Raw genomic sequence first — 12,578 nt, 5'->3', positions numbered from 1 at the left:
AACAGAGTGATTGGTCACCATCGAATAGGCGCAGCGTACGGCGTCGCGCCGGTTAACATGTCAGACCCTCTTCCGGTGCCTTCAAGTAAACGAAGTAGTCGACGACGGCATCGTCGACGCAGGAGTTTCCGTCCAGAACCACCGTGTGTTGGGTTCCGTCGAACGTGATCAGGGCAGCGCCCAACTGCTTGGCGAGATCCACTCCGGCCTGATACGGCGTTGCCGGATCCTGCGTCGTGGAGACGACGACCAACTGAGGCAGGCCGGCATCGGCGAGCGCCTGGGGGTCGAGCGCGTGGGGGCTGCCGGTAGCCGGAACGGGCCAGAACGCGCACAGGTCGAGCGGCGCTTGACCCGTCCCGCGGCCGTCGTCGAGGAACGGCGCCGCCTCGCGGTACCGAGTGTCGGATTCGCCGGCCTCGGCGCGGTCGGTGGTTGCCGGATCGTCCACGCAGCGAATGGCGTTGAACGCGTCGTTGATGTTGGAGTAGCTGCCGTCGTCCTCACGGCCTTCGTACATGTCGGCGAGATTGAGCAGCGAGTCGCCGCGTCCGTCGGCCAGACTCGACAGACCCCCACGCAGCGGCGTCCACAACTGTGGCGAATACAGAGCCTGCTGCACGCCCGTGATCGCGTCTGAATAACTCAGCCCGCGCGGATCGGTGGTCTGTGCCGGCTTCTCGATCAACGGATCGACGAGTGCCTGAAAGCGTGCCTGCGCCTGCGCCGGATCATCACCCAGCGGGCAATCCGTTCGCGAGACACAGTCGGCGACAAAGGCGTCGAACGCGCCTTGGAAGCCCTGCCCCTGCAAGACCACTTCGTCGACCGGATCCTGCTCGGGGTCGAGCGCGCCGTCGAGGACCATCGCTCGGACGTTCTGCGGAAAGGTTTCCGCGTACGTGGATCCGAGCCGGGTCCCGTACGAGAACCCGAGGTAGTTCATCTTCGGATCGCCGAGAACGCCCCGAATGACGTCCATATCTCGCACCACCTCGTAGGTACCGACATGAGCGAGGAACTCCGTACCGGTCCGCTCAGCGCACTTGGCGGCGTAGTCCTTGCTGTCCGCCTCGGCGAGAGCGATGCCCTCCGGTGTCATGTCGACGTTGACCTCCGCACGCTCCGCGTCGGTCTCCTCCGGCGTCAAACACCGTACCTGCGGGGTCGATGCCCCGATCCCCCGCGGATCGAAGCCGATCATGTCGAAACGTTCCTGCAGTTCGGTGCCCGAACCCGATGTCGCCATCGACAGCCCGGACCCACCCGGCCCGCCGGGGTTCAGCAACAGTGAGCCGATGCGGTCGCCGGTTGCCTTCGAACGCGAGATCACCACCTTCGCGGTGTCGCCGTTCGGATTCGCGTAGTCGACGGGAACGCTCACCTCGGCGCAGTCGACCCCACGCCCCAGCGGCGCAGTTCCTTCTTCGACAAATTGGTCGCACGAACCCCAGTCGAGCGTCTGCTCGTAGAATTTCTCGAGGCCGGACGGCACCGCGGACGCGGCAGAACCAGCAGGTTCCACTGATTCGGGCGTGCCTTCCGAACTGGTGCAACCGACAACCAACACGAGCACTGCTGCGCTTCCGGCGAGGGCACCGGAGAGGCGAACGAACTTCGACATGCCATTGATGGTGCCAGGAAACCTCGGTAGCCAGCGGTTCGCCTCGGTTCGGCACCTAACTGACAGGCACGCGGTGATGTGACCCATTGCACCCCGTCAACTATTCGTGTCGGCGATGTCCGGTGGCAGACTGAACACGTCATCACCCACACCCGGGGACCCGAAGGCGATCAACGCTCAGGGCCTCGAGGCCAGAAAGGGACAACGATGTCCGAAACACCTCTCTATGGTTCTGTACCCACTGCAAGCTCTACCGATGCACCGAAGCGTAAGACGCGCATTCACCACCTCGCCGAGATGAAGCAGAACGGCGAACGCTGGTCGATGCTCACCGCTTACGACTACTCCACGGCACGCATCTTCGAAGACGCAGGCATCCCGGTGCTGCTCGTCGGCGACTCTGCCGCCAACGTCGTCTACGGCTACGACACCACCGTGCCGATCACCGTCGACGAACTGCTCCCGCTCGTGCGTGGCGTGGTTCGCGGCGCCCCGCACGCACTCGTCGTCGCAGACCTCCCCTTCGGCACCTACGAGGGTTCCGCCGAGCAGGCCCTTGCGACTGCGACACGGTTCATGAAGGAAGGCCTCGCGCACGCCGTCAAACTCGAGGGCGGCGAGCGGATGAGCAAGCAGATCGCGGCTATCACCTCGGCCGGCATCCCCGTCATGGCTCACGTCGGATTCACCCCGCAGAGCGTGAACTCGCTCGGCGGATTCCGCGTCCAGGGTCGCGGCGACGCGGCCGAGCAGCTTGTGGCGGACGCCATTGCAGTCCAGGAAGCCGGGGCGTTCTCCGTCGTCATGGAAATGGTTCCGGCCGAGATTGCGGGCCAGGTCAGCCGCAAACTCACCATCCCCACCGTCGGCATCGGGGCCGGTTCCGAATGCGACGCTCAGGTACTCGTCTGGCAGGACATGGCGGGTTACACGAGCGGTAAGACAGCCAAGTTCGTCAAGCGTTTCGGTAACGTCGGTGACGAACTGCGTTCCGCAGCCGCCGCCTATGCATCAGAAGTTCGCACTGGCGCTTTCCCGGCCGCAGAACACAGTTTCTGATCCGAGACCGGCGAACGCCGCCTGTCTCTCAACCAGCCAGGGGTGCGTTCAATGATCGGTAACCGTCGAAGTTCTACTGCCGCAGCTGTAGTCGGCGCGGCAGCTCTCGTCACGGTGCTGAGCGGATGCGCGGGAGGGTCCACCAACTCTCCCGCGCCCAGCAGCACTACGCCCGCGAGTTCCACCAAGACGGCGCCGGCAACAACCTCCGCGTCCGGTTCGACGTTCACCGACGCTCAGGTCCAGCAGTTGTGCTCGGATATGGAAGGGCAGCTGCAGAACTGGCGGACCGTCACCCCGACGCTCGGCAAGGGCGGACTGAACACGATCGTCATCACGTGGGCGACGCAGAACGGCATCAACCTGCTCGATCTCGCCCAGAACCGCGAAAGCATCGACGCGGCAACCTCTGCCGCGTGCCCCGACGTCCGGGGCGGCGCGATTTCCGCACTCGAGATCCCCGATCTCGCCTCCGGACTGGTGGGCTTCTGATGAGCGAAACGTCAGCACAGCAGTCGGCTCTGCGGAGTCTCTATCCCCCGATCGAACCCTTTGTCACCGGCTTCCTCGACGTCGGTGACGGCCAAAGCATGTACTGGGAAGTCAGCGGAAATCCGGACGGCAAGCCGGTGGTGTTCCTGCACGGTGGCCCCGGTGGCGGTGCACAACCGGCGGTACGCCAGTTCTTCGATCCGGCCGCATACCGCATCGTTCTACTCGACCAGCGCGGCTGCGGGCGATCCACCCCGCACGTTGCCGACGGCGCCGACCTGTCGGTGAACACCACGGACAAGCTGCTGGCCGACATCGAAGCCCTGCGCGAACATCTCTCGATCGACAAGTGGATGGTATTCGGGGGGTCCTGGGGTTCCACGCTTTCCATCGCCTACGCCGAAACGTTTCCCACGCGCGTCACGGAACTGGTTCTGCGCGGGATCTTTCTCCTGCGTCGTAGCGAGATCGACTGGTACTACAACGGCGGCGCGGGAAACATCTTTCCGGAGCGCTGGGACAAATTCCTCGAACCGGTACCCGAGGCGCAGCGCGGCGAAGACCTCGTCGCGGTCTATCACCAACTGCTCCATTCCGAAGACCCCGACGTCGCGGCCCGGGCAGCAATCGCCTGGTCGGCTTGGGAAGGATCGACGAGCTACCTGTACCCCCAGGCGGACAAGATCGAACAGAACTCCGAGACCAGGTTCGCCTTGGCCTTCGCTCGTATCGAGAACCACTACTTCGTCAACGGCGGATTCTTCGACGAGGGTCAGCTCCTACGCAAAAGCTCCGCCCTGCACGGCATTCCGGGGACGATCGTCCAGGGCCGCTACGACGTCGTCTGCCCCGCCACCAGCGCCTGGGCGCTGCACAAGGCGTGGCCCGAATCCAAGCTCGTGATCGTCGACGACGCGGGACACTCCGCGATGGAGCCCGGCATCGCACATCACTTGGTGGAAGCCACCGATTCGTACCGGTAGCGCCCTACGCCGGGAACGTGAATTCCACCGTCCGTTTGACCGTGTCGACGGCGGTGAGTCGCACCTTTGCGCGCTCACCGTCATCGGGCGTTCCGACACATTTCGCAATCACTGCGACCGACGGGACAAACACTTCCGCCGAGCGCTTTCCGTCCTTGGCGCGCATCACCACCGCGTCGAAGACCTCGCCGACCCGGCCGTCGAGCAGCGTGGACTCGGTGAGATCGATGCACGCGCGGTCGACCTTGTTCGCCAGTGAGTCGGACCCACTCATGATGTCGGGCAACTCGGGAAGGGCGGTGCGCACCCATTCCGGTACCGGCGTACCAGCTGTGATCGCCAGACACACCTCGGTGCTGAAGCGATCGGACAGCCGGCGCAGTGGAGCCGTCACATGAGCGTAGGGCGCTCCGATCCCCGCATGCACCGTCAACTCCGGTAGCTGGCCGTCGAAGGCCGCGTAGTCTGCGCCGCGCAGCAACGACGGCGCAACCGACATCAGCGCCATCGTCGACGGCTCGTTGGAATCGAGTCCGGCAAGAATCTGCCCGACGCTTCGACCCTCCGGCCACGTGATACCCAGCGCCACTGCAGTTCTCCGCAGGGTGCGAACCGCGGACTCCTCGGCCGGCGGCAGCGTGCGAAGCAGCCCGATACCTGCGTCGATCATCATGCGGCCGGCACACATCCCGGTCAGCAGCGACACTTCTGCGTTCCAGTCGTCCGCTTCGGTGCGTGGCTCGAGCTCGATCCGCCAGCGAGCCGAGGACTCGTCCTCTGGCTGATCCCGAACCACTGACTGCTCGGGCAGTTTCAGCTCGATGGCGCCCCTGGCAACCGCCGAGGCACTGCGCAATCGTCCGAATTCCGGTAGTGCGGCGATCGACGGATGCAAGGTGCCCGCGTCGGCGTCACGTTGCACGGTCGAATAATCCAGACGCGCCACCGATTTCACCAGAGCGCGTCTCACCTGCCATGACGTGGGCTCGGCCTGGGCGTCCAACTCGATACGCCACAGTGCGGCGGGGCGAACCACGTCCGGCAGCAGACTCGCCGATCCCTCCGACAACGCCCGAGGATGCAGCGGAACGGAACCGTCCGGGAGATAGAAGGTTTGACCACGCTTGCGGGTTTCGATGTCGAGCGCACCGCCCGGCGTCACCACCGCCGCGACGTCGGCGATCGCGTAGTGCACGACGTACCCGGTCGAGGTCTTCTCGATGTGCACTGCCTGGTCGAGGTCCATCGATCCGGGAGGGTCGATGGTCACGAAGGCGATACCCGTTTCGTCGACACGCCCGGCACCGAAACGATCCACGGCATTCTCGGCCTCGGCCTGCGCCGCGGCCGAGAATGCTCCTGGCAAGTCGAACTCCGCCCGAACCACTCCGAAGTCGATTCCCTGCACCATCATTCGACTTGCGGGCACGCATCCTCCATGATCGGTTCGGGCCGGTGTAGCAGCTGCACCGGTCCCAGTTGTTCCAAGTCTCAATTGTTCCAGTCTTCGTCTGCCCGATCGGCAGCTTTGTTGCGTTCGGCAGCGATCTTCAATGCATGCTCGGCAGAGTCCCGATCAGGGTACGGCCCCATCCTCGTCAACGAGGACGCGCCCTTTCCCTGCGTGACGGAACCGTCGGACACGTCGAAGTACCAGAGTCGATCTTCATCAGTCATATCCACAGTGTGACATCAGAGTGAGATAGAAGCTTGTAGATCGCTGTGAGACTGATATTCTTTCTACTTGGCCTGGCAGGTGAGAACCGGACATTCGAACGGTGAGTTCTGCTTGAATGCCCAACACAAGCTACGAACAGAAAATGGAGTGCGCATGTCCGCAATTCTTTACGATTACCTCCTCCCGCTCATGGGCCATGACGCGGCAACGTACTGGGCTACGCTGCTGGTCATCAAGCCTGTCTGACAGCTTTTCGAACAAAAGAAGACCCCCACCGATCCGGTGGGGGTCTTCTTTTTCTCACTGTGCAGATCGCGGGCGGACGAGTCGGCGTGTAAGCCGGATCCTGTCCTGCGGCACCGAAGTGCCGAGTGGCGACCATCCATCTGGGCACACCGTCGCCGGGTGCCTCGAGCGGTTCACCCGCAGGCTCGGGCGAGCAGCCCTCGAACACCTGCGCAGCCGCACCGCGAGCGATGCGACCTTCAACCTTGCTCCGGGCGGGGTTTACCTAGCCACCCCGGTCACCCGAGGTGCTGGTGCGCTCTTACCGCACCGTTTCACCCTTACCTGCCTCGAAAGGCAGGCGGTCTGTTTTCTGTGGCACTGTCCCGCGAGTTGCCTCGGGTTGCCGTTAACAACCGCCCTGCTCTGTGGAGTCCGGACTTTCCTCGGCCCCAGGCCTGTGCGTGGTACACGCTGGTTCCAGAAGCCGCGGCCGCCCGGCCAACTCGTCCGCCCCCGTATGCTACCGGGCGCCTGTCGGTGGCCGGCACTATGGTCACCTTATGACTCGGTACGTGGCCCTGCTACGCGGTATCAACGTGGGCGGCATCAACATCAAGATGGCGGACCTCGCGAGAGTCTTCGGCGACCTCGGATTCCAAGGCGTGAAAACCGTCCTGGCCTCGGGCAACGTTCTGTTCGACAGTCCGAGCACCGACATCCCGTCGCTGAAGAAACAGATCGAATCCGCCCTCGCCCGCGAGTTCGGCTACGAGGCTTGGGTATTCGTCCTCGACATTCCGACACTGCAAGCGATCGTGGACAACTACCCGTTCGACCGAGAACGCGAGGGTTGGCATGCTTACGCGATGGTTGCCTCCGAGCCGGAAATCCTCGAGGAATTGAGTGCTGCGGCAGCGCAACTCGATGCCTCGGTCGAACGCGTGGTGGCCGGCGACGGAGTCCTGTACTGGGAGGTCGAGAAGGGGCAGACCGTCAAGAGCGCGTTCGGCCGGAACACCGGAAAACCGAAGTTCAAGGCGTTCACCACAACCCGAAACCTGAACACGCTCTACAAACTGCTCAAATGACGCTTGCCCCGACACGGAGCACCAGCGCGTGACTCTTCTACCGATCCTGCTCGTCGCCGTCGTCCTCGTCTTCGCGATAGTGCGTCCACGTGGGCTTCCCGAGATCGTCATCGCCGGGCCGGCAGCTGTCGTCGTTCTCCTGACCGGTGTCGTCACTCTCGACGAAGCCCGCGAAGAACTGACGAGCATGGCACCCACCGTCGTCTTCCTGGTTGCCGTGCTGGTTCTCGCTCATGCCGCGGACGCTCTCGGCGTCTTTCGCTGGGTCAGCCAGATCCTGCAGCAAAAATCCCTCGCCGATCCGCACCGGTTGCTGATTTACGTATTCGGCGCGGCTGCCCTGACCACGGCGGTCCTGAGCCTCGACGCCACCGTCGTACTTCTGACACCCGCAGTGATCGCGGCCGCACGATCCATCGGAGCAAGTCCGCGGCCCCATTCGTATGCCAGTGCGCACCTGTCGAACTCGGCGTCGACGCTTCTGCCGGTGTCGAACCTGACCAACCTCATCGCTTTTGCTGCAACAGGTTTGACGTTCTTGCACTTCACCGCGTTGATGGCGTTGCCGTGGGTCGTGACGATCGCTGTCGAATATCTGATCTTCCGACTGTTCTTCCGATCCGAACTCGTCCGCTCGGAAAACACAGAGCCACCGGCAAGTAAAACTTCCTCGCCTGCGCCGAGTCTGCCGCTGGCGGTGATCGGACTGACGCTGGTCGGTTTCGCGGTTTCGGGTTTCTTCGGGATCGAACCCGCCTGGATCGCTGTGGTGGGTGCGAGTGTTCTGGGAGCGATCGCTCTGGCTCGGCACCGTACGACCGCCTCCAAGATGCTCTACGCTGCCGACCTCTGGTTCTGCGCGTTCGTCCTGGTTCTCGGGATCATCGTCGCCGGAGTCGCGAACGGGCCGGTGGGAGAATGGATTGCGCAGATCCTGCCAGGCGACACCAGCTACGGATCACTGCTATTCGTCGCCGTGGTCGCTGCGCTCGCGTCCAACCTCGTCAATAACCTGCCGGCAACCTTGCTGATGATCGCGGCGCTCGGGACGGGAGCACCTCCAGGCCTGGTGCTCGCGATGTTGATCGGCGTCAACCTCGGGCCCAACCTCACCTACGTGGGCTCTCTCGCGACAATGCTCTGGCGACGAGTTGCCACCAGCGCGGGCGCACCGCCCACGCTGGCGACGTTCACTCTGCTCGGGGTCATCACGACGCCACTGACGCTGCTCGCCGCCGTGAGTGCCCTGTGGCTGGTGATCTGATCAGAGGCTGATCAGCCGTCGGGGCTCTTTCAGCGAAGATGTGACGTGTCGTTGACCAGCCGGACCGAGGCTCCCCCGTCTGGATAGAACTCGGTGATACTCAGCGACGCCAGATCCAGATGCAACCGGTACAGCAAGGACGGCCCGGCATCGAGGGCCAGCTGCACCAACGTCTTGATCGGGGTGACGTGAGAAACGACCAACAGCGTCGCGCCGCCGTAGGTCGAGATCAGGTCGTCACGCGCGGCGACGACTCGTTCTCGTACCTCGTCGAAACTCTCGCCGCCGGGTGGGCGCACCGAAGTGTCCGAGAGCCATTCGCGATGCAGGTCCGGATCGCGCTCGGCTGCCTCGCGGAAGGTGAGTCCGTCCCAGTCGCCGAAATCGGTTTCGATCAAACCTTTGTGCTCGACGACGGGAAGACCGAGCACGCGGGCCGATGCCTCTGCCGTCTCACGGGTTCTGCCGAGGGGTGAGCAGACGATGGCGTCGATACCGCCGCGGTTCCCGAAGCGTGCAGCCGCGCCGCCGGCCTGCGCGCGGCCCAATTCCGTGAGCTCAGGATTGCCGCGTCCGGAGTAGCGGCGATCGACCGACATCGCTGTCTGTCCGTGACGTAGCAACAACATTCGTGTCGGCTTGCCGGTGGTGGCGATCCATCCCGGAGAGCCGGCGATCTGCGGTTCCGACGTCTCTTCTGACGGCGCGGCGGGTGCAGCTGGTGCGGGGGTCGCGGTTTCGATGCCGGCAGCAGCGTCCATCGCCTCGTTGGCAAGACGATCGGCATGAGAATTCTCGCCGCGCGGAATCCACGTGTAGGTCACTCGCGAGAACTGCGTCGCCAACTCGGCTGCGCGTCGCTGCAGCGGAATCATGTCCGGGTGCTTGACCTTCCAGCGCCCGGACATCTGCTCGACGACCAGCTTGGAGTCCATACGGACGTCGACCGTCGACGCTCCGAGTTCACCGGCAGCGGTCAACCCTGCGATCAGTCCGCGGTACTCGGCGACGTTGTTGGTCGCTATTCCGATGCTTTCCTTGCGTTCGGCCAACACCGAGCGGGTGGAGTCGAAGACCACGGCACCGTAGCCGGCCGGGCCGGGGTTGCCGCGCGATCCACCGTCGGCCTCGACGATGACCTGCGTGGGAGTCACAGACCGGACTCCTTGGTACGCACCATGATTGCATTGCACTCTGGGCAACGAACGACGACGTCGGCCGGTGTCGCGGCGATTCGGGAGATCTCGCCGCGGTCGATCTCGATCCGGCAAGCGCCGCATCGGCGTGCCTGCAGAAGCGCCGCGCCCGGTCCGCCCAGGGTGCGCTGCTTCTCGTAGACAGCAAGGAAATCGGCTGGGAATTCACCGACAAGTCGTTCACGATCGGCGGCGCAACGCTCTTGCGCCTTGTCCAGATCGGCGACGGCGTCGTCGCGGCGACGCTTGGCGTCGATCAGCTCTTCTTCGGCCTGGGACAGCTGGGCACCGGCGTGATCGTGATCGGCCTGCAACGCCTCACGCTGCTCCATCACTTCGAGCAACTCGTCCTCGAGGAGCCCCTGACGCCTGACCAGGCTGCCGAGTTCGTGTTCGAGTTCGGTGAGCTGCTTCGCCCCGACCGACCCACTCTGCAACAGAGTGCGGTCACGATCCTCGCGCTGACGAACCGCGTCGACCTCGCCTTCGAGCTTGCGGATGTCGCGATCGATGTCGTCGATCTGGATTTCGACGGCTACGGACGCATCTTTACGGCTGATTCGCTCGGCCTCGAGACGTTCGACTTCCTTCTGCTCGGGAAGCGCTCCGCGTCGGTGGGTGATCCGAGTGAGCTCAGCATCCACCCCGGCGAGGTCGAGAAGCTTGGATTGCACCTGTGGTTCGACGTTCACGCTGTATAACTCCTGCTGTAAGTCCGATGTCGGCAGTGCTCGCGAAGGACGGCTCTCGAAGAACTGCTCTTGAATTGTTCGTGCAACCGTACCTTGCAGAGCGCTGCACTAATGCGCACTCAAACACCACGGATCGGTGCGAATTGTCGAAACCCGGCTTTCCCACCCCGGATTGTCGGCAAACGCGGCGTCGAGCACCGATTTCGCCTGCGCACACCACGGGTATTCACTAGCCCAATGGGCGACGTCGACCAGTGCCGGGCCACCGGCACGAAGATGCTCGTCCGCGGGATGATGCCGCAGGTCCGCAGTGACGTAGACGTCGGCGCCCAGCGCCGCCACCACGTCCAGATACGAGTCGCCGGAACCGCCGCACACCGCCACGGTACGAACGGTCGCGTCCGGATCTCCGGCAGCGCGAACACCCCACTCGGTCGAGGGCAGTGAGCGCGCCACTCGCGCCGTGAACTCTCGCAATGTTTCGGGGTGCTCGAGCTCACCCACCCGCCCCAGACCGAGCGAACTGGGGAACGCTGCGAGTTCGAAGACATCGAAGGCTGGTTCCTCGTACGGGTGGGCGGCACGCAATGCGCCCAGCACCGCACTTCGCTTTCCGCGTGGGGCAATCACTTCCACACGATCCTCGCGAACCTGCTCCACAGCGCCGACAGTCCCGATCGTCGGATTCGCACCGTCGGCTGGCAAGAACTGACCCGTACCGGTGACCGTCCAACTGCACTGGCTGTAGTCGCCGATCCGCCCAGCCCCGGCCTCGAAAAGTGCATCCTGCACGGCCGATGCATTCTCCACCGGAACCATGACGACCCACTTGTCGAGCGGCTGCGTCGGCTTGGGTTCGATCGGGCGCAGCACGGTCAGGCCCAGAGCCTGCGCCAACGCGTCGGACACTCCAGGGTCGGCGGAGTCCGCATTGGTGTGCGCCGAGAACAGTGCGCACCCCGCCTTGATGAGCTTGTGGACCAACGCACCTTTGGGTGTGTGAGCACCGACGGTGTCCACCCCACGCAGCAGAAGTGGGTGGTGAACGACCAGAAGGTCGGCACCGGAGGCGATGGCGTCGTCGACCACTGCCTCGGTCGGATCCACCGCGAAAACCACTCTCGTCACCGCGTCCGCAGGATCGCCGCAGACCAGACCGACCGAATCCCACGATTCCGCCAGGGCGGGCGGATAAGCAGATTCCAGCACGGCTATGACGTCCACAAGAATTGGGCCGCTCACAAGATCTCCTTCATCGCTTCGATCAGTACCGAGACCTGCTCGGCTGGACGGACGGCAACGCGCAACTGATCGGGCCCGAGTCCGGGAAAGGTGTCGCACCGGCGCACGGCGATACCGCGGGCACGCAGGTGCTCTCGCATCGAGGCGCCGTCGCGGACGTCGATGAGCACGAACGGCCCCGCAGCGGGTTCGTGCACGGCAATCCCGATCTCGGTCAGTCGCCGGGACATGTCTTGGCGGTCTGCGGCAATCGCTTCGGCTTTGATCCTCGACCGCTCGACCGCGAACGGTTCGCAGCACGCCGTGATGGCCGCGATCTGCAGACTGCCCAATGGCCAGTGGGCTCGGCCCTGAGCCAGTCGAGCGAGAAGATCCGGAGAGCCGATCGCGTACCCACACCGCAATCCCGCCAGTGCCCACGTCTTGGTCAGGCTCCGAAGCACCAGTACATCCGCCGACTCGACACCTGCGATGCTCTCCGCTTCGCCGGGGATCGCGTCGCCGAATGCCTCGTCCACCACCAGGATCCGGCCCGGCCGACGCAATGCCAACACATCGGCCTTGGGGTGAAGAACGGACGTCGGATTGGTCGGATTGCCCAGAACGACAAGGTCCGCGGATTCTGGTACCTGCGCGGCCCGAAGCTCGAAAGGCGGCTCCAGAATCACCTGCGTCACCGGTACACCGGCCTCTCGCAGCGCCAGTTCCGGCTCGGTGAAGGACGGATGGATCAGCGCTGCCGACCGAGAGCCCAGGCGCGGCAGCATCGCGAATCCCTCGGCACCGCCCGAGAGCAACAACACCTCTTCGGGCCGGCGCCCGTGCCGCTGCGCGACGGTTTCGCGGGCTTTCAGTTCCGCTGCAGCCGACGGGTACGAACCGAGCGTGGACAGTCCTGCGGCCAGCCGATCCCGCAACCACTTCGGTGGGCCGGAGCCTTGAACGTTGACGGCAAAATCGAGTAACCCGGGCTCCGCTTCGACATCTCCGTGATGTCGCAAGCTCTCCAGGTCAACCGTTCCGGTACTCACC

The 12,578-nt window shown here is 64.2% G+C and carries 12 protein-coding genes and 1 other RNA gene; 5 read left to right on the top strand and 8 right to left on the bottom strand.

Going from position 1 to position 12,578, the window contains the following annotated elements:
• Positions 1-52: 52 nt before the first annotated feature.
• The gene (locus B0E55_RS17060; RefSeq protein WP_030537557.1) at positions 53-1,624 is read right to left on the bottom strand and encodes an alpha/beta hydrolase; all 1,572 of its coding nucleotides are present in this window, start codon (positions 1,622-1,624) and stop codon (positions 53-55) included.
• 207 nt (positions 1,625-1,831) lie between these two features.
• Here B0E55_RS17060 and panB point away from each other — a divergent pair, with 207 nt between their 5' ends.
• From panB to pip, 3 genes are read left to right on the top strand one after another with little or no spacing between them, the layout of a single operon-like run.
• Positions 1,832-2,683, top strand: coding sequence for a 3-methyl-2-oxobutanoate hydroxymethyltransferase (panB, locus tag B0E55_RS17055; protein WP_003941624.1), 852 nt, complete (start codon positions 1,832-1,834; stop codon positions 2,681-2,683).
• Positions 2,684-2,734: 51 nt separating this feature from the next.
• Positions 2,735-3,175: a hypothetical protein gene (locus tag B0E55_RS17050; RefSeq protein WP_020969914.1), complete on the top strand. Its 441-nt coding sequence runs from the start codon at positions 2,735-2,737 to the stop codon at positions 3,173-3,175.
• On the top strand, positions 3,175-4,158 hold the full coding sequence (gene pip, locus B0E55_RS17045; RefSeq protein WP_080910087.1) for a prolyl aminopeptidase: 984 nt from the start codon (positions 3,175-3,177) through the stop codon (positions 4,156-4,158). The genes B0E55_RS17050 and pip overlap by 1 nt, the downstream gene beginning before the upstream one ends.
• Positions 4,159-4,162: 4 nt before the next feature.
• On the opposite strand, the gene B0E55_RS17040 is transcribed toward pip, so the two are convergent.
• The 3 genes from B0E55_RS17040 to rnpB form a co-directional block, all read right to left on the bottom strand.
• A complete protein-coding gene (locus B0E55_RS17040) occupies positions 4,163-5,572 on the bottom strand; it encodes an RNB domain-containing ribonuclease (protein ID WP_060938885.1) in 1,410 nt (469 codons plus the stop codon).
• A gap of 77 nt (positions 5,573-5,649) precedes the next feature.
• Entirely contained in the window at positions 5,650-5,835 is a 186-nt protein-coding gene (locus tag B0E55_RS17035) for a hypothetical protein (RefSeq protein ID WP_007735457.1), read from the bottom strand.
• A gap of 320 nt (positions 5,836-6,155) precedes the next feature.
• Positions 6,156-6,570: RNase P RNA component class A (rnpB, locus tag B0E55_RS17030), an RNA gene on the bottom strand.
• Positions 6,571-6,624: 54 nt separating this feature from the next.
• Here rnpB and B0E55_RS17025 point away from each other — a divergent pair.
• Both B0E55_RS17025 and B0E55_RS17020 read left to right on the top strand, forming a co-directional pair.
• Positions 6,625-7,152, top strand: a complete 528-nt coding sequence (locus tag B0E55_RS17025; protein WP_047887979.1) for a DUF1697 domain-containing protein — start codon at positions 6,625-6,627, stop codon at positions 7,150-7,152.
• A 28-nt stretch (positions 7,153-7,180) separates the two neighbouring features.
• On the top strand, positions 7,181-8,416 hold the full coding sequence (locus B0E55_RS17020; RefSeq protein WP_080910086.1) for an SLC13 family permease: 1,236 nt from the start codon (positions 7,181-7,183) through the stop codon (positions 8,414-8,416).
• Between the two features lie 29 nt (positions 8,417-8,445).
• Here B0E55_RS17020 and B0E55_RS17015 read toward each other — a convergent pair whose 3' ends face one another.
• From B0E55_RS17015 to cobC, 4 genes are all read right to left on the bottom strand, one after another.
• On the bottom strand, positions 8,446-9,570 hold the full coding sequence (locus B0E55_RS17015) for a bifunctional RNase H/acid phosphatase (protein WP_046378730.1): 1,125 nt from the start codon (positions 9,568-9,570) through the stop codon (positions 8,446-8,448).
• Complete coding sequence (locus tag B0E55_RS17010; RefSeq protein ID WP_020908144.1) at positions 9,567-10,304, bottom strand: zinc ribbon domain-containing protein; 738 nt, start codon at positions 10,302-10,304, stop codon at positions 9,567-9,569. Before B0E55_RS17010 ends, B0E55_RS17015 begins: the two co-directional genes overlap by 4 nt.
• Positions 10,305-10,412: 108 nt before the next feature.
• Positions 10,413-11,546 carry a Nif3-like dinuclear metal center hexameric protein gene (locus B0E55_RS17005; protein WP_080910085.1) on the bottom strand — a complete coding sequence of 378 codons (1,134 nt, stop codon included), beginning with the start codon at positions 11,544-11,546 and terminating at the stop codon, positions 10,413-10,415.
• Positions 11,543-12,577 (bottom strand): Rv2231c family pyridoxal phosphate-dependent protein CobC, encoded by a 1,035-nt coding sequence (gene cobC, locus B0E55_RS17000; RefSeq protein WP_080910084.1) that lies wholly within the window; start codon positions 12,575-12,577, stop codon positions 11,543-11,545. Before cobC ends, B0E55_RS17005 begins: the two co-directional genes overlap by 4 nt.
• Position 12,578: the final 1 nt, after the last annotated feature.

It is taken from the genome of Rhodococcus sp. 66b (assembly GCF_002076325.1).
GTDB classification, from domain to species: Bacteria; Actinomycetota; Actinomycetes; order Mycobacteriales; family Mycobacteriaceae; genus Rhodococcus_F; species Rhodococcus_F erythropolis.
This window is presented reverse-complemented; position numbering and strand designations above follow the sequence as displayed.